This window comes from Undibacterium sp. Dicai25W, assembly GCF_049340505.1.
GTDB classification, from domain to species: domain Bacteria; phylum Pseudomonadota; class Gammaproteobacteria; order Burkholderiales; family Burkholderiaceae_D; genus Undibacterium; species Undibacterium jejuense.
On sequence record NZ_JBMPOQ010000001.1, the window covers coordinates 561,643 to 579,363 of the forward strand.

At 48.2% G+C, this 17,721-nt stretch carries 17 protein-coding genes; 8 read left to right on the forward strand and 9 right to left on the reverse strand.

Features of this window, described 5'->3' with window-relative positions; translation table 11 throughout:
* Positions 1-34: 34 nt before the first annotated feature.
* A complete protein-coding gene (locus ACO0KY_RS02640) occupies positions 35-1,030 on the reverse strand; it encodes a BMP family lipoprotein (RefSeq protein ID WP_186911022.1) in 996 nt (331 codons plus the stop codon).
* Between the two features lie 245 nt (positions 1,031-1,275).
* Positions 1,276-2,205, reverse strand: a complete 930-nt coding sequence (rbsK, locus tag ACO0KY_RS02645; RefSeq protein ID WP_186911021.1) for a ribokinase — start codon at positions 2,203-2,205, stop codon at positions 1,276-1,278.
* A 423-nt stretch (positions 2,206-2,628) separates the two neighbouring features.
* Between rbsK and ACO0KY_RS02650 the strand changes: the two genes are divergently transcribed.
* Together ACO0KY_RS02650 and ACO0KY_RS02655 are read left to right on the forward strand one after the other, a co-directional pair.
* Positions 2,629-3,756, forward strand: coding sequence for a carbohydrate kinase family protein (locus ACO0KY_RS02650; protein WP_423043966.1), 1,128 nt, complete (start codon positions 2,629-2,631; stop codon positions 3,754-3,756).
* Complete coding sequence (locus tag ACO0KY_RS02655; RefSeq protein WP_186911019.1) at positions 3,741-4,655, forward strand: pseudouridine-5'-phosphate glycosidase; 915 nt, start codon at positions 3,741-3,743, stop codon at positions 4,653-4,655. The genes ACO0KY_RS02650 and ACO0KY_RS02655 overlap by 16 nt, the downstream gene beginning before the upstream one ends.
* Positions 4,656-4,772: 117 nt before the next feature.
* Here ACO0KY_RS02655 and ACO0KY_RS02660 read toward each other — a convergent pair whose 3' ends face one another.
* The 7 genes from ACO0KY_RS02660 to ACO0KY_RS02690 form a co-directional block, all read right to left on the reverse strand.
* Positions 4,773-6,131, reverse strand: a complete 1,359-nt coding sequence (locus tag ACO0KY_RS02660) for a DUF3426 domain-containing protein (protein WP_423043968.1) — start codon at positions 6,129-6,131, stop codon at positions 4,773-4,775.
* A 5-nt stretch (positions 6,132-6,136) separates the two neighbouring features.
* Positions 6,137-7,048: a 50S ribosomal protein L11 methyltransferase gene (prmA, locus tag ACO0KY_RS02665; RefSeq protein ID WP_186911017.1), complete on the reverse strand. Its 912-nt coding sequence runs from the start codon at positions 7,046-7,048 to the stop codon at positions 6,137-6,139.
* Positions 7,049-7,213: 165 nt separating this feature from the next.
* Complete coding sequence (gene accC / locus ACO0KY_RS02670) at positions 7,214-8,581, reverse strand: acetyl-CoA carboxylase biotin carboxylase subunit (RefSeq protein ID WP_423043970.1); 1,368 nt, start codon at positions 8,579-8,581, stop codon at positions 7,214-7,216.
* A 66-nt stretch (positions 8,582-8,647) separates the two neighbouring features.
* The gene (accB, locus tag ACO0KY_RS02675) at positions 8,648-9,106 is read right to left on the reverse strand and encodes an acetyl-CoA carboxylase biotin carboxyl carrier protein (RefSeq protein WP_423043972.1); all 459 of its coding nucleotides are present in this window, start codon (positions 9,104-9,106) and stop codon (positions 8,648-8,650) included.
* Between the two features lie 144 nt (positions 9,107-9,250).
* Positions 9,251-9,688: a type II 3-dehydroquinate dehydratase gene (aroQ, locus tag ACO0KY_RS02680; RefSeq protein ID WP_423043974.1), complete on the reverse strand. Its 438-nt coding sequence runs from the start codon at positions 9,686-9,688 to the stop codon at positions 9,251-9,253.
* A 72-nt stretch (positions 9,689-9,760) separates the two neighbouring features.
* Positions 9,761-10,303, reverse strand: coding sequence for a TlpA disulfide reductase family protein (locus ACO0KY_RS02685; RefSeq protein ID WP_186911013.1), 543 nt, complete (start codon positions 10,301-10,303; stop codon positions 9,761-9,763).
* 35 nt (positions 10,304-10,338) lie between these two features.
* On the reverse strand, positions 10,339-10,932 hold the full coding sequence (locus tag ACO0KY_RS02690) for a hypothetical protein (protein ID WP_423043977.1): 594 nt from the start codon (positions 10,930-10,932) through the stop codon (positions 10,339-10,341).
* 93 nt (positions 10,933-11,025) lie between these two features.
* Here ACO0KY_RS02690 and mpl point away from each other — a divergent pair, with 93 nt between their 5' ends.
* The 6 genes from mpl to aroE all read left to right on the forward strand — a co-directional run bounded on the left by mpl (position 11,026) and on the right by aroE (position 17,716).
* A complete protein-coding gene (mpl, locus tag ACO0KY_RS02695) occupies positions 11,026-12,420 on the forward strand; it encodes a UDP-N-acetylmuramate:L-alanyl-gamma-D-glutamyl-meso-diaminopimelate ligase (protein WP_186911012.1) in 1,395 nt (464 codons plus the stop codon).
* On the forward strand, positions 12,417-12,998 hold the full coding sequence (locus tag ACO0KY_RS02700; protein WP_423043979.1) for a YqiA/YcfP family alpha/beta fold hydrolase: 582 nt from the start codon (positions 12,417-12,419) through the stop codon (positions 12,996-12,998). The genes mpl and ACO0KY_RS02700 overlap by 4 nt, the downstream gene beginning before the upstream one ends.
* Positions 12,976-13,632: a chorismate--pyruvate lyase family protein gene (locus ACO0KY_RS02705; RefSeq protein WP_423043981.1), complete on the forward strand. Its 657-nt coding sequence runs from the start codon at positions 12,976-12,978 to the stop codon at positions 13,630-13,632. Before ACO0KY_RS02700 ends, ACO0KY_RS02705 begins: the two co-directional genes overlap by 23 nt.
* Before the next feature lie 137 nt (positions 13,633-13,769).
* A complete protein-coding gene (locus tag ACO0KY_RS02710; protein ID WP_423043983.1) occupies positions 13,770-15,890 on the forward strand; it encodes a ribonuclease catalytic domain-containing protein in 2,121 nt (706 codons plus the stop codon).
* Positions 15,891-15,941: 51 nt separating this feature from the next.
* On the forward strand, positions 15,942-16,835 hold the full coding sequence (locus ACO0KY_RS02715) for a TonB family protein (protein WP_423043985.1): 894 nt from the start codon (positions 15,942-15,944) through the stop codon (positions 16,833-16,835).
* A complete protein-coding gene (gene aroE, locus ACO0KY_RS02720; RefSeq protein WP_423043987.1) occupies positions 16,832-17,716 on the forward strand; it encodes a shikimate dehydrogenase in 885 nt (294 codons plus the stop codon). Before ACO0KY_RS02715 ends, aroE begins: the two co-directional genes overlap by 4 nt.
* Positions 17,717-17,721 lie beyond the last annotated feature (5 nt).

A 17,721-nucleotide genomic window follows, 5' to 3' on the forward strand; every position in this document is an offset into this window, starting at 1 on the left:
CTATCCAACAGCGCCCCGTTTGCCAGATCTTAAATCAGACCGGGCACTTATTTGCATCGCGGAAATCAACTACTTTGATCTTGCCGCTAATAATGTCTTGCTTCGCTGCATTGACACGTTTTTCTACGTCGGCGCTCACTACGCTACGATTGTCTTTATCCAACGCCCAGTCAACGCCGCCTTCTTTCAAACCTTTGTAAGTCACGCCACCTTTCCAGGTGCCGTTTTTAACTTCCATAAAGCTGTCGTAAATCACTTGATCAACGCGTTTTACCATGGAGGTCAGCATATTGCCTGGATGGATGTAGTTTTGATTGGAATCGACACCAATACCTAATTTGCCTTTTTCTTTGATTGCTTGCAAAGTACCCATGCCGCTACCACCTGCCGCAGCAAAGATTACGTCAACACCACGTTCCATTTGAGCGCGTGCCAGCTCACCGCCTTTGGCAGGGTCGTTCCATGCTGCCGTTGTGGTACCAACCATGTTTTGTACAACATCAATTTTGCTGTCGGTTGCTTTTGCACCTTGGGTATAACCGCAAGAGAAGTTGCGGATCAAAGGAATATCCATGCCACCGACAAAGCCAAGCTTTTTCGATTTGCTGGATAAGGCTGCCGCGACACCAACGAGGTAAGAACCTTCTTGCTCTTTAAACAGAACGGAGTTGACGTTATCGCCCTTAGCAACGCCATCAATGATCACAAATTTTGTCTTTGGAAATTCTTTGGCGATATTTTGAACTGCTTGTGCTTGCGCAAAGCCGATAGCTGCAATCAGGTCTACATTCTTACGTGCCAGATTGCGCAACATCTGTTCAGCTTGTGTATCGCTGGCGACCTGCACTTCAATGACATTGATTTTGGTTTCTTTTTTGAAACGATCTGCGCCTTCAGAAGCCGATTGATTGAAAGACTTATCAAATTTGCCGCCCGCGTCATAGATTACCGCGACTTTAGGATCAGCCGCGTAGACGCTGCTTGCTGCTAACAGACCAGCCAGAGAAAGGCAAATTTGCTTGAGTTTCATGAGAGCTTCCTTATTCAGATGTCGGGGTGTGAAGGCGATACGCCGCGGTTTTAATCCAGTTTTCTGGTTTCCTGCAGCCGGAAAATATTCGCTGTCACTAGCCTAACATGTCAGCAGCGTTTGCTCTGACATAGAGGCGAAATTTTATCAAATACTGATGTTGCTATGGATATTGCTTATTTTATTGCTTAGTTGTTTGTCTAGCGACTCTGACGGTTAGCACCCAGGCATCGCAAACATAACACTTACATCGCCTTACGTTGCGCCATGAAATCCAGTACTTCCTGACGTTGTGGAATCGATGTTTGAGCTCCTAAACGCGTTACTGTCAATGCGGCAGTATATTGTGCTTCGATACTGGCTTCCAACACGCTAAGGCCGTTGGCAATGCCTACGGCAAATGCACCGACAAAGGTGTCACCCGCGGCTGTTGTATCTAGCACGTCAACCTTCACTGCCGGAATGAACTTAGATCCAGCTTGCTGCGTGATCAGTGCGCCGTTGCCACCCATTGTCAAAATAATAGTCACGATGCCCATTGCCAGCAATTTTTCTGAGGCAGTTTGCGCTGTTACCTGGTCAATGACGCTGATGCCGCTGAGCTGAGAGGCTTCTGTTTCGTTCAGAATCAAGAAATCAACTTGTTTCAAGAGCACTGGGCTCAAATCCTGGGCTGGTGCGGGGTTCAGAATGACTTTGACCCCTTGTTCACGCGCTACTGCAATCGCATGTTCAACGGTAGCAATTGGTGTTTCGAGCTGGCACAGCAATAATTGGGCACCGTTGATACCTGAGCGTGCCGCGTCTATATGTTGACTCTGCAGGCAGGCATTGGCTCCGGCAGCTAAAACGATACTGTTATCGCCGCCATCCTCCACCAGAATGCCGGCGACACCAGTAGCGACACCAGCAACGGTAGTCAGATGAGTAATATCTATGCCTTCAGCAGACAAGCATTGTTTTGAGAATGCGCCGAATCCATCGTCGCCTACGGCACCGATGAAGTTAACTTGTGCACCTTGACGAGCTGCAGCAACCGCCTGGTTGGCGCCTTTGCCGCCAGGAATTTGGCGAAATTCATGGCCATGTAAGGTTTCGCCAAGCGCAGGCATGCGCGGAGTGCGAAAGACCAAATCCATATTGACGCTGCCGACTACCGTTATGCGTGGCTTCATAATGCTATTTTCTCGATAAAAAGTCATTACGCAATCGTTTGCGCAATCGATTTCGTATTTAACTATGGTCAAATGCGCTCGTCAAGCGCATTCTCAATTTTTGGTGAAATTTTGTGCAATTTTAAGACTTGCGATGCGTCTCCGTGATAGTGCAAGCGGTCATTTTTATGATTTTGATCTCGCTTTTTTTGTGCATTCTCAGCGATCAAGATTGTGGGGCTGATAGCACTGGCTGTCAAATGAGAATTGACTCTGATGCCTGGGATTTTATGTGGATATATTTAAAATTAACTAGAAATTCATTATTCGCAATCCAGATTGACAGTTTTAAAACAAATGTTTATTGTCCTAAACAATTGTTCCATAGGTTTTCCCTTAGTCAGTCTTTTTTAGTCCCTTATCGTCCTTCCATATGCCGCGCTCATGAATAAAACAATATCAAAAAGGGATCTGCTATTTGAATTGATACGCGCAAACCCCTATATTTCACAGCAAGAGCTTGCGCAGCAATTGCAATTATCCCGTTCAGCGGTCGCTGGTTATGTCGCTAATTTAACAAAGGACGGTCGCATTCTGGGGCGTGCTTATGTATTACCTGACGGTCGCCCGATTATTTGTATAGGTGGTGCAAATATCGATCGCAAATTGCGTAGTAAAGCGCCATTACAGATGGGTACCTCTAATCCGGTCAGTCAGGATGAGAGCTTTGGTGGCGTGGCGCGCAATATTGCTGAAAACCTCGCCAGGCTCGGTTCTTCAGTGCGACTGTTGTGTGCAGTTGGTGATGATGGTGCAGGACAGAGTTTACTGGCGCAGGCCGACTCGGTCGGTATTGATGTGTCCGCAAGCCTGCAAGTCAAAGGTGAATTGAGTGGTAGTTATACCGCTTTATTGAGTGATACCGGTGATCTTGTGTTAGCGATGGCGCACATGGAATTGTGTGAAGCGTTGACGCCGGCTTTCTTGCTCAGTCGTCAGCAACAACGTGCGAATGCCGTCCTGACCGTTGTTGATATGAATTTACCTTCCGATAGTATTCAATTGTTGATTGATGAGGCGAAGCAGAATCAACATCCTCTTGTGATCGTCGCAGTGTCCCAGCCTAAAATGGCGCGTTTGCCGGAGCAGCTCAGCGGCATACGTTTGTTAATATTAAATCAGGGTGAGCTGGAGCAGCGCAGTGGGCGTGTTTTCGCTCACCATGAAGAAATTATTGAGGCTGGACGTCATTTGCAGTCGCAAGGTGTACAAGATGTGATTGTCACTTTAGGTGCTGAAGGCGTATTGTTCAGCAATAGTTTGCATCGTGATGATTGGACGTTTTGCAAAGCTGAAGATGTCGGGGCTGCTGAAGTGGCAGATGTCACTGGTGCTGGCGATGCTTTTACCGCAGGCGTTTGCTGGTCACTCAATGAAGTAGCAGATGACATCTTTCTGGCCTGCCAACGCGGGCTGAAAATGGCTGCGATCACGGTAAGAACAACAACGACGGTTGCGCAAACTTTGCACCCATCATTATTTAACGAGGAAACATCATGCAATCCTATTTGAATTTTTCTGAAGAGGTCCGTGCTGCCAAACTGTCTGGTAAGCCAGTCGTCGCTTTAGAGTCAACCATCATCTCCCATGGCATGCCGTATCCGCAAAACGTGCAGACCGCACGCGAGGTTGAGGCCATTATTCGCGAACAGGGCGCGGTTCCGGCAACGATTGCAATCATCAATGGAAAAATTCACATCGGTCTTTCAGATGCGGAATTAGAACTGCTGGGACAATCCAAAGATGCATTAAAAGTCAGCCGCCGTGATTTGCCGTATGTATTGACCAGTAAAAAACTCGGTGCCACAACAGTGGCGGCGACCATGATTTGTGCAGAATTGGCTGGTATTTCAGTATTTGTTACTGGAGGTATTGGTGGTGTGCATCGCGGTGCTGAAACCAGTTTTGATATTTCTGCAGATTTGCAAGAGTTAGCCCGTACTTCGGTTGCGGTCGTGTGTGCTGGTGCTAAGTCTATTCTAGATTTGGGTTTGACTTTGGAATACCTGGAAACCCACGGAGTACCTGTCGTCAGTGTTGGGCAAGCTGCGTTTCCGGCATTTTTTACTCGTGATAGTGGTTACCGCGCCGATTTTCAATTGGATACTGCTGATGAACAGGCGGACTTTATTCACGCCAAATGGAATCTTGGGTTGCGCGGAGGGATAGTCGTCGCTAATCCGGTTCCGGAGTCTGAGGCGATGCCTAAAGATGAAATTGATGGCATCACTGCGCAAGCTTTGCAAGAGGCGACACAGCAAGGGATTGCTGGCAAAGCAGTCACACCATTTTTATTGAGCCGAATAAAAGAGCTGACTGGCGGCCGTAGTCTGGTGACGAACATTGCGCTGGTCAAAAATAATGCGAAAGTCGGTGCGCAGTTGGCGCTGGCTTTACACAAAAAGCACTAATACCGTAGGGCTACCCAAGCAACATAAAAAGCGGATCACGTGCACTGCGGTGCTGGAGATCCGCTTTTAATTTCACTCTTAAGATAGTGACTGTTCCACGGTCAGACCTACAGGGTTTTATGGATAAAATACGCTGACGTGGTAACCGGAAGCTTTCAGCTTAGGTAATTCAAAATAGAGTTTAATGTTTTGCTGGCTCTTAGGCGCAAAGCCTTTGCTCAGGGCGTTTTTATCATTCAGGTAGTCTGACGGGGCAAAGGCTTTTTGCAGCACGGCCTTGTCTTTTTCGTCGTTTAAAACCAGTTCGACGTGCGGCCATGTCTGCACCGTTGTGCCGTTATTTTGCAGTTGCATGGTCAGTGCAAAAGCCTTTGCATCGGGTGGCGGTGATTCCAGCTCATTCGATTCCAGCGTGATATGTTCTATTTGCGCTGGCAGACCAATCTGGCAATGGATGACACCACAGGCTTGCGTCAGTACCGGACGTGCTTCTGGGAAGTTAGCGGAAATCTGCACCCGGAAAATATATGCTAATTGCAGTAATAAGGCTGGTAGCAAAATCAAACAAGAAAGCAGCATTGCTATCCGTACTATGCGTCCGCGCTTTTGTTCGCGTTCGGCTTTCCGTACAAAATCTGGCTTGTCTTCCGCTCTCACATCTTCTACGGCATCGCTGACCGAATCTTCGGAAAGTGCCGCATGTTGCGCCAGTGCGGCCTCTGCCTCGCCAATGTAAGGTTCGCGCGGTTCTTCATCTGCTGCATCGGAAGCGAAGCGCAGTGATGCCAGTTCATCATCTGTGGCATTCGCTCGATCTATTTCAGGATCTGGATGTTCTGCCGTATCAGTAACAGACCATGCCGCATCGGTGGAATCGAGGAGGGCGGCTTTGGTATCGAGTTCTGCTTTTGTCGCCAGATTGGCTGGTGGCGTTGCATGGATGCTTGGATCATTTTCGTCTTCACCAAGATCAAAATCGAGTGATGCGGCTGAATCGGGCAGCACTTCTTCGGGCACTTTTTTTTTCGGAGCGCGTGTTTCGCTTAATTGTTCAACTTGTTCACTGACTTCTGCGCCATGACTTACTAACTTGTCGCTGTGCGCGGGGTCAGCGTGATCTTCATCATCATCTGGCGGCAGAATAGAGAACGATTCATCAAACGCTTCTGTATGCTCGACAATATTTTCGACTTCCGCTGGCGGTTGTTCCTGAACCGGGCGTTGATGAATAGTATGTACTTCGTCTTGTGCTGCGGCAGGTTCAGATTTGGTGTTTGTTTCCAGTGCAGGAGTCGTCTGATTGCTTCTTGTGATGCCAACTGCCGCTTTGGCGGTATCAAGTGGAATCAGGTGTTCAACACCATTAAAGGTTTGCTGGCACGAGCCACAGCGCACCAGGCCGGCATGCAATTTCAGTTGGTCATTGGCGACTCTGAAAGTAGTCTGGCAGTGGGGGCAGCGAGTGGCTAGTGCCATTAGAATTATCCTGCTAACTGACCAGACAAAGCGACCCAACCTTCATGCTCTGCCCAGACGCTGAGTTGAATAAATGGTGCATAAGCGGCCGCCACTTCTTCCGCCTGACGCGCTAACACACCGGATAAGATTAAAGAGCCACCGGCCGCTACGCGCCCGGCCAGCATCGGCGCCATTAATTTGAGTGGGCTAGATAAAATATTCGCCACAACAACATTGAATTTCTCAGAAGCCGGGTGTGCCTCGCCAAATTCGGCCGGTAATGCGTATTCAATGTCGCATTGATTGCGTTCGGCATTGTATTTTGCTGATTCAATCGCTTGTGGATCGATATCCACGCCGACCACATGACTTGCGCCCAATTTTTTAGCGACCATCGCCAGAATGCCTGAGCCACAACCGTAATCTAATACGCTTAAATCTTTTGGTGCGTGCGCTTCCAGCCATTCCATGCAGAGACGGGTAGTGGGGTGGCTGCCGGTACCAAATGCCAGACCCGGATCTAATTCCAATATCAGTGCATCAGCATCCGGGGCATCGTGCCAGCTAGGGACAACCCAGATGTTTTTGCCGATATGGATAGGCGCAAACTGTGATTGCGTCAGGCGCACCCAGTCTTGTTCTTCGACTGGACGAGTGGTGTAAGTTGGTGTTGCTGCCAGGGAGATGGCTGCTGCTGCTTCGGCAACAATGCTTGCATGGTCACTGTCAACTTCAGCTAATGCAACAACGCGACTACGATCCCATGCAGTTTCATCTGGTTCCATACCAGGCTCGCCAAACAAGGGCTTTTCGTCTTCTGTACCTTCGTCTGCATCTTCAACGGAAACTGATAAGGCGCCAGCATCCATCAAAGCGTCTGATAAAGGCTCAGCATGAGCACGTGCTACTTCGATGACAATTTCTATCCAAGCCATGTTATTACTTTCTATTACTTTCTATTCCTACGTTAAAACCAATACACCTAATGCAAGTTGCACAGAGAAAACGCCAAAGGGCAACATCGGGATTTGATATAAAGAATACACTCTATTCTAATCCTTCTGTGCCCTTTGTGCCCCTGTATTACGAGGTCTTAAGCTTTACTTATTTTTCTTCGACAAATCTGGCATGTCTGCCAGTTTATGTTCCAGATAGTGAATATTGGTGCCGCCTTCGATAAAGCGTGCGTCAATCATTAATTCTCGGTGCAGCGGGATATTTGTCTGAATACCTTCTACAACCATTTCTGATAATGCGATTTGCATGCGGCGTATCGCTTGTTCGCGCGTTTCGCCGTAGGAAATCACTTTACCTATCATGGAGTCATAGTTAGGCGGTACAAAGTAACCTGCATAAGCATGGGAATCGACACGAATGCCAGGCCCACCCGGTGTGTGCCAGGACGTAATGCGACCAGGCGATGGTGTGAACTTAAATGGATCTTCAGCGTTGATGCGACATTCAATCGAGTGACCTTTGATCGTAATGTCACTTTGTTTGAAACGCAATTTTTCGTTGAAAGCAATGCGGATCTGTTCTTGTACGATATCCACGCCAGTGATCATTTCTGTCACCGGATGTTCAACCTGAACGCGGGTATTCATTTCGATGAAATAGAATTCGCCGTTTTCGTACAAAAATTCAAATGTACCAGCACCGCGGTAGCCGATTTTTCGGCAGGCAGCAGCGCAACGATCACCAACTTTTTCTATCAGTTTGCGTGGAATGCCTGGTGCTGGTGCTTCTTCGATCACTTTTTGGTGGCGACGTTGCATAGAGCAATCGCGTTCGCCTAGCCAGATTGCATTTCCGTGCTGATCGGCGAGAATCTGGATTTCCACGTGACGTGGGTTTTCCAGGAATTTCTCCATATACACTTCCGGATTGCCAAATGCCGCGCCAGCTTCTGCCTTGGTCATCGTGACTGCATTAAGCAAGGCTGCTTCTGTGTGCACGACGCGCATACCGCGACCACCACCACCACCTGCTGCTTTGATAATGACAGGGTAGCCAACTTTGCGTGCGGTTTGGAAGATAACCTTAGGATCGTCAGGCAATGCGCCTTCAGAGCCGGGTACACAAGGGACGCCAGCTTCTATCATCGCGTGTTTGGCGGATACTTTATCGCCCATCAGGCGGATAGATTCTGCACGTGGCCCGATAAAGACAAAGCCAGATTGCTCTACCCGTTCCGCGAAGTCGGCGTTTTCGGACAAGAAACCGTAGCCAGGGTGGATTGCTTGTGCGTCGGTCACTTCAGCTGCGCTGATAATCGCAGGCATGCTGAGGTAGCTCAGATTCGATGGCGCTGGGCCGATGCAGACAGATTCATCGGCGAGTTTGACATATTTTGCTTCGCGGTCGGCTTCAGAATGCACAACCACGGTTTTGATACCCATTTCGCGGCATGCGCGCTGAATACGGAGCGCGATTTCACCACGATTGGCGATAAGAATTTTTTCAAACATGATTTAACTTTGCTGTGGCAATGGTTGCAGCTCTTGGTGTCAGTAAATTGAACACGCTAGCCCGGATTAGCCAATGACGAACAGTGGTTGGCCGTATTCAACCGGCTGACCATTTTCGACCAGAATTTGTTTGATCACGCCGTCGAAATCGCTTTCGATTTCATTTAATAATTTCATTGCTTCGATAATGCACAGAGTGTCGCCTTTGTTGACTTGCTTGCCGATATCAACAAACGGAGCGGAACCTGGAGAAGAGGAGCGGTAGAACGTGCCAACCATTGGTGACTTAACGATCTGACCTTCTGGAATTGCTGCGACTGGCGCTGCTGCTGGCATTGGCGCTGCAGCCATTGGTGCTGCTGGTTGATGCGCTTGCGGTTGCTGCTGCATCATCACCACTTGGTTTTGGGGTAATGCGGAAGATTTAACGATGCGGACTTTGCCTTCGCCTTCGGTTACTTCGAGTTCGGCGATGTCCGATTCTGCAACGAGGTCAATCAGGGTCTTGAGTTTTCTTAAATCCATGTGTAATCCCCTTAAAAAAGTAGTTCTGAATTATCTGAAGGGCGCAATATAGAACGATTCTGAAGTTCTTGCAATGCTGCCGGATTGCGGATTGTACATTAAAATAAATGAAAATGTACGTTATTTAAGCGAAGTTAAAAGAAATTAGATATTTTTTAGAGAAAAATCAATTGCCATGCGATAACCGTCAGTGCCGCATCCGCAAATCACAGCTTTCGCGATTGATGATAAAAAGGAATGGTGACGGAAGGCTTCCCGCGCATGGATATTGGAGATGTGAACTTCGATAAACGGGATGGCGACGCCAGCCAATGCATCACGTAATGCGACACTGGTATGTGTCAGACCGCCGGGATTGATGACGATGGCGTCAACCTGTTCGAGGCGCGCTGCATGAATGCGATCGATTAGAGCACCTTCATGATTACTCTGAAAAAATGTCAATTCGGCACCTGCTGCTTGTGCTTGCGCATGGGCAGCTGCTTCCACTTCGGCTAGAGTCGTCGCGCCATAGGTAGCAGGCTCACGGGTGCCGAGTAAATTCAGATTGGGGCCATTCAGTAGCAGCAGTTTGCGTGCCATAGTCGGATTCAATTTGACGAAGATGGCCGCATTTTGCCGCTAATGGCTACAGATTGGCAAGGAAAAAACGACTTACTTTGACTTTTCCGCAGAAAATTTGGTGATGTCAGCACGTAGCTCGTCCATCTTCAGTCGTCCAAGATAGCTTTTGACGACTTTGCCATCGGCGTTAATTAAGATGGTAAAAGGCAGACCGCCAGCCTGGTTGCCCATTTGTCGTGACAGTTCGCTGCCGTCCATGCCTGCCACATATAAGGGATAGCTAATATTGTATTTCTTGGTAAATTCGGCAATATTGCTTGGGCTATCGATGCCTAAGCCTATGATTTGCGTCGATTTACCTTTGAATTCTTTTTGTAAGGCAGATAATTCAGGCATTTCCTGTACACAAGGCGCGCACCAGGTTGCCCAGAAATTCACCACCAGGAAGTGATGTTGCCATTGATTGAGTGCTTGCGGCTTGCCTGCGCTGTCTGGCAGTGTTTTCGCGAGCAACTGTGCGACGGCCTTGTCTTGAGGCGTTTCTGGAGTGGTATTTAGGTTCCCGGCGTAAATTCCAAGACTCAGACCCAGTGCTGCCATGATGGCGGCGAGCGAGATTATTTTTTTGTTCATCATTTTGTTCATCATTAACTCAGCTTCTATGAATGTTAGATTTCAGACGCGATTAAGGCTTGCAAGGCGTTCAGGTTGGCGCGTTCTATACCCTTGCCATTTCCACTGCGGATTGCATCGTGGTCATGCAGCACCAGATGAACGCCTTCGTTTTCAAACATAAAACTCAGGGTTTCTATGCTTTCGTTGCGCTTATTAAATGTTTCCGAGACTTCAAACTGCACATCTTTATTTAATAAGAAGATGGCAACATCCTTATTGTTGTCTGTGTATAGGTGTAAATAGATATCCGAATGAGCGCCAGCGGTACCATTTAATACCGAGCCGACCAGATAGGGATTGAAGCGCTCAAGCTCTGCCATTAACTTTGCAGCGAGTTGCCTTAATTGCAAAAGTCGTTGAGGTTGTGTGTCGCCGAAAAATAATTCGTTGTATTCGCGAACTTCTTGTTCTATTTGCTCGTTATCCGGCAAGACATCGCCTTTGAGTTTTTGATTGCCAAGTAATTGTTTGGCTGCTTTGCGCTTGGCAGAGGCGTAATCGGCGCCGTCTTCCGCAATCATGCGGGCGGCAAGTGCGGCGATTTCTGCTCGCAATGCTTCAGCTTCGGTAGGAGTGTGGATCATCATGTTGGCATCATAACTCAAGATCTATCCCTTCGTGCATAGGGAAACCACGCAGCTCTCAGGTAGAATTACGGGATTCTGAAAATAAGTGAAATTATGCATATTCATATCTTAGGTATCTGCGGCACTTTTATGGGTGGACTTGCTGTTTTAGCAAAAGAAGCCGGGCACACCGTCACCGGCTGTGATGCTAACGTCTATCCGCCGATGAGTACTCAGCTTGAGGCGCAAGGCATACAACTGACGCAAGGCTTTGGGGCGGAACAAGTGGCGCTGGAACCTGATTTATATGTCATTGGTAACGTGGTTTCGCGCGGTAATCCTTTAATGGAAGAAATTCTGAACCGTGGTTTGCCTTATGTTTCTGGTCCGCAATGGATGGGGGAGCATATTTTGCGTGATAAGTGGGTTCTTGCCGTGGCTGGTACGCATGGCAAAACGACCACATCAGCGATGTTAACCTGGATACTTGAATACGCGGGATACGCACCGGGCTTTTTGATAGGTGGTGTTCCGTTGAACTTTGGTATCTCTGCGCGTCTGCACGGAAAGCAATCCTCGGACTTTTTTGTCATTGAAGCCGATGAGTACGACACGGCGTTTTTTGATAAGCGTAGTAAGTTCGTCCATTACCACGCCAAAACCGCCATTCTGAATAATTTAGAATATGATCACGCCGATATTTTTCCTGACGTGACAGCGATAGAAACACAATTCCATCATTTGGTTCGTACTGTTCCGGGTGTCGGTCGTTTAATTGTGAATGGCAACGATGAGTCGCTGGCACGCGTGGTAGCGCGTGGCTGCTGGAGTGAAAAAGAATTTTTTGGTCAGGATCAGGCGTGGCGTCTGGTGTTGAGCGAGGGTGAAGATTTTGATGTGTACTTTAATAATGAGTTGCAAGGCACTGTGCATTGGCAATTGAATGGCGAACACAACCGTCAGAACGCGCTGGCAGCGATTGCCGCAGCGCGCCATGTCGGCGTTACGCCTGCGATCGCGATTGCTGCACTGGCTGAATTTGTTAACGTCAAACGCCGTATGGAAATCCGTGGCGTTGAGCATGGTGTGACTGTGATTGACGATTTTGCCCATCATCCGACGGCGATTACCACCACCGTGGCTGGTTTGCGGCGCAAGCTTGGTACTGCTCGTATTCTGGCTGTGTTAGAACCACGTTCAAATACCATGAAGCTCGGTACCATGAAACAAGCCTTGCCGGATAGTCTGAAAGAAGCGGATTTGGTGTTTGGCTTCGGTGCACACGAAGGCAAAGACGCGCTCGGATGGGATCTGGCGGAAGCTTTATCGCCGCTTGGTAATAAGGCACAGAGCTTCCACCAGTTACCAGAATTAGTCGAAGCGATTGTGGCGGTAGCACGCCCTGGTGATCATGTGTTGGTGATGAGTAATGGCGGTTTTGGTGGCGTTCATCAAAAAATATTGACTGCGCTCAAAGCTAAACATCACCCTGAGGCAGGCTCAGTATGATTTTGTATTTGCATGGTTTTCGTTCGTCGCCAAGTTCGTTCAAGGCGCGCAGGATGCAAGAATATATGCAGCGCATTGGACGTGCTGCAGAATTTTTTTGTCCTGCTTTATCACCGTCACCTGCTATGGCGATCGCGCAAGCAGAACAAATCTTAGACGGTACTGATCCGGCTGATGTCACCATCATTGGTTCTTCGTTGGGCGGTTATTATGCCACCTGGTTGGCTGAAAAATATGGCTGCAAAGCGATGCTGGTTAACCCTGCGGTGAAACCGCCACGTGAATTAGAAAGCTATGTTGGTGTTACCACGTATTACCATAGCGATGAAGTGTTCGAATTTAAAGCAGAATACGTCGATGAATTACGCGCTTTAGCCATCGCTGACATCACTCAACCGGAACGCTACTTTTTATTGGCAGCCACTGGTGATGAAGTTCTCGATTGGCGCGAAATGGTTACCTTTTATCAGGGCGCGCAGCAATTAATTATTCAGGGCAGTGATCACGGTCTGGCAGAATTTGCCGACATGTTTGATCAGTTAATGGCATTTTGTGATGGCAAACAAGCTCATGCGTGATGTTTCAATGCCAAACTGTAGCAAAGCGATACGTCGCTCTGCGCTTGCGCATTGGGTTGAGCATGTCAACACTGTTGAGACCTCACCAGCGATGCAGGATTGGTTGTGTAATCGTAATTCATTGACCGCAAGGTTGGTGGCGCGTTGTCAGCAATTCAGAGTACAGCGTTTGTCGCAAAAGCAGAGCCGCTGTCTTGTGGATGAGTTTGTCGAAATCGGGTTATCACGTCCAGCCAAAGTGCATGAGCGTGAAGTGTTGTTGCGTTGTGACGGGGTGGCAATGATCTACGGTCATACGGTAGTGCCATTGTCCGCTACAGCAAGTCAGTGGCCCTTGTTTCGTGCTCTTGGTGAAAAGTCGCTTGGTAGTACTTTGTTTAATGATCCTTTGGTTAAGCGCGGTGTTTTATCGTATGCCCGTTTGCATGCAAGTCATCCTTTGATGCAAAGAATTAAACGTGAAGTACCTGAAGTTACTGCTACTAGCTTGCCTGCCAGAAGGTCTTTATTCTGGCGTAAAGGAGCTTGTTTATTGGTGACCGAGGTGTTTTTGCCGACCATTTCCAGTTTGACGCTCAAAGAGAAAGCGCCGCTTGAATTATCGCAGCAAGAGCCGCTTGTCCGCACTGCATAAAGCTATACGGTGAAATAAAAAAATTGAAATATAGGAGGGGAGTGAAAGATGCTCCCTACAATACAGCAAATGGTTGGCGTGAATGACGTCAGATGCGCAACGGTTTGCAAACACAGATGTTTATAAAGAAGTCTTGAATGAATTTATTTTTTGAAGAATCCGGCGATTTTAAAGCAGGTAGTGTGCTGTCTCAGGCAGGCGAAGCCTATCAGGTAGAGTTAGCGAGCGGTAAGCGTAGCAAGATCAAAGCGAAAGACGTGTTGCTGCAATTTACTGCCCCTGATCCAGCCACGTTGCTTGAGCAAGCAAAGGCAGCAGCGACGGAAATTGACCTGGAATTCTTATGGGAAGTGGCAGGGCAAGAAGAATTTGGCTTTGCTGAATTGGGCGCCGAATACTTTGGCCATGCGCCACATCCGGTAGAAGCGGCTGGATTGATTTTTGCGTTGCACTCTGCGCCTGTGTATTTCTACAAAAAAGGCCGTGGTCGTTACAAAGCGGCACCAGAGGCTTCACTCAAAGCAGCATTGGCTGGTATCGAAAAAAAGAAGCAACAATTGCTGATTCAAGCGGGTTATGTAGAAGACTTAAAACAAAACAAGTTACCAGACGCAATGAAAGCATTGGCGTTGCAGTTATTGTTTAAACCGGATAAAAACAGCATTGAATACAAAGCATTGGCAGAAGCTTGCGATGTGATGCAAACCTCAGCACAGCGTTTGATGCTGGCGGTAGGTGGTATCAGTAGTCCAAAAGATTTACATCTGGCGAAATTTCACTTTGAGAATTTTCCCAAAGGTGTCGCTTTTCCAGCAATCCAGGTTCCTGCATTGCCTACTGATTTACCAGTTGCGGATGTGCAGGCATTTTCTATTGACGACGTCACCACGACCGAAATTGATGATGCCTTCTCCGTAGTGGAACTCGGTGACGGCAAGCTACGTGTGGGTATCCATATTGCAGCACCAGCATTAGGCATACAACGTGGTGACGCGATTGACCAAATTGCACGTGCCCGTATGTCGACGGTGTATATGCCGGGTGACAAAATTACGATGTTGCCAGATGATCTGGTCAATACTTATACGCTTGGTGCAGGACAGACCCGTCCTGCTTTGTCTTTGTACGCTACGATTAATACCGACGACTGGTCAGTCATAGCAACAGAAACCAAAGTTGAAGCGATACCGATGGCGTCGAATTTACGTCATAACGATCTGGATGCCTTGGTTACGGAAGAAAATCTGGCAAATAACGCCGGAGAATATCCGCACAAAACCGAAATTGCCCACATCTGGAAGTGGGCGCTGGAATTAGAAAAAGGCCGCATGGCAAAGCGCGAAAGTTTTGGCATGAAACCAGAGCAAACTAATCGCGTCGATTTTAATTTCTATGTAGAAGATGATGTGGTCAGCATCGTGCGCCGTAAGCGTGGCGCACCGCTAGACAAAATGGTTGCTGAGCTGATGATTTTCGCGAACAGCACCTGGGGTAAGCTGATGGCGGATCACGGCATTCCGGGTATCTATCGAGCCCAAGGCGTCGCTGGTGGACGTGGACAGGGCGGTTGGGCCGGACGTATGCAAGTGCGCATGCTGACCCACGCAGCACCGCACCAGGGACTAGGCGTTGATCAATATGCATGGAGCACTTCACCATTGCGTCGCTACACCGATCTGGTCAATCAATGGCAGATTATCGCTTGCGTCGAACACGGCATTACCGCGCCTTTGGTTGCCACTTTCAAACCGAAAGACGCTGATCTGTTTGCGATTGTTTCTGGCTTTGATGCAGCTTATTCTGCGTATGCTGATTTCCAGAATAATATGGAACGTTACTGGTGTCTGCGCTGGTTGCAACAAGAAAGCGCACGTCAGGTCGATGCGGTAGTGCTGAAAGATGAAATTTTGCGACTGGTCGATATCCCACTCGTGATACGCTTACCGGGGATGCCGCAAACGGCGCGTGGTGCACAAGTGAAATTGGATATTTTGCGTTGGGATGAAGTCGATCTCAGCGTTGAGGCACGTTTGCTGGAAGTCTTGAATACCGTCACTGAACTTGGTGAGGATGAGGGTATGGAAGAAGAATTAGAAGCGGAGTTGGAGCAAGAAGCGAAAGCTGAAGCTGCCAATGCTGCGGACAGCGAGGTTGTCAGCGATGTTGTCAATGATACGCAACCAGAATTTGAGAATGACGAAGATGGTATTTCGGCTAACCCAGAAATTACTGCTTCTCAAGAAAATTCGCAGCCATAATTGTTGGATAGTGTCCAACCTGAGATCAACAATAAGACAGGTAACATACCATTGAAATCTATTTTCGATAATTTGATACTGACTATCGCCATCACGATTTCCGTGATGGCGCACGCGGTTTTGATGCTGGTTCATTTCGTCGTCCCTGATACTGCAGAAACCAAGGCCGCTGATCCAGGCTTAGAAGTGATTTTGGTGAATTCCAAACACGATAAAAAGCCTTTAAAGGCGGAGGCATTGGCACAAGCAGATCTGGATGGTGGCGGAGCGAACGATACAGGACGTAGTAAGTCACCGCTACCCGATATGCAAAAAAGCGAGGATGGCGATAATGTCCGTGCCGCGACCAAGCGCATAGAAGAACTGGAGCAACAGCAAAAGCAGTTGCTGGATCAAGCTAAGCAGCAAGAAAAATTCCGTTTGCCACAACAGGATAAACGTCGACTCGACGATAGTCGTTCACCTGCAAAGGGCGACGATGATTTAAACACGACCAAAGCCTTGGCAAGGATGGCGGCGGAGATTTCTCAAACTATCGAAGATCAGAACAAACGTCCTCGTAAAACCTTCATTACACCGAGCACGCAAAAAGTCGGTTATGCGATGTATTACAAAGAAATGCAAAAACGCATAGAAGATTTTGGTACTGTGCATTTTCCGCAAAAAGAAGGCAAAAAGTTGTATGGCGAATTGATTGTGTATATCCCGATTTTTCAGGATGGCACAATCTACGAAAAAGATGGCGGCCCGCGCATAGAAAAATCCTCCGGTAGCAAGGCCCTTGATAAAGCGGCGTTGCGCATCGTGAGACACGCTGCACCGTTCGGAAAATTCCCGCAAAACATGCGTTCGACGGACAAAGATGATTTATGGGTGGTGATTACCCGTTTCAAATTTACCCGCGACGAACAACTGGAAACCGAATTGCGCGGAGGTAAAAGTTGAATACGCACTTACCTCATAACGTAAGTGAAGCCGAATCGGAAAGAACCGATCAGTATGTGGTGATTGGCAATCCGATTGCGCACAGCAAATCTCCTGCTATCCATGCTGCTTTTGCACAGCAGATGGCGCAAACGATGAGATACGAACGTCTACTCGCACCAATTGACGGTTTTGTCGCGAGTATAGAAGCCTTTCGTCAGCAAGGCGGAAGAGGCGCTAACGTGACGGTGCCATTTAAGCTGGAAGCTTATGCGCTGGCAAGCAAGTTGACACCGCGCGCAGCGGCGGCTGGCGCAGTCAATACCTTGAAATTTGATACCGATCACATCATCGGAGATAACACTGATGGAATGGGGTTGGTCGCTGATATTGTCAACAATGCTGGCATCAACCTGTCTGGTAAACGTATTTTGTTACTAGGTGCCGGTGGTGCTGCGCGCGGTGCAGTATTACCGCTGTTGGAGCAATTGCCCGTATCATTGACGATTGCTAATCGCACACTTTCTAAAGCACAGGATTTACAAAAAATCGCGCATGATTTTTTACCTGATGCGCAAGTTGATTGCGCCAGTTTTTTGGATGTGGCAGGCCATTTTGATGTCATTATTAATGCAACTTCCGCTAGCCTGAATGACGATGTTCCGCCTATATCAGCTACTCTATTCAGCCCACAAACCTTGGCCTACGACATGATGTACGGTGCGCAACCAACCGCCTTTTTACGCTTTGCGGAACAATCAGGCGCAATATGCCGTGATGGATTGGGCATGCTGGTAGAGCAAGCCGCGGAGGCGTTTTTTGTGTGGCGTGGCGTGCGTCCGCAGACGTCAACGGTATTAGCAAATCTGCGTGAAGAATTGCCCGCTTCAAAACCTGCTTGAAGTTT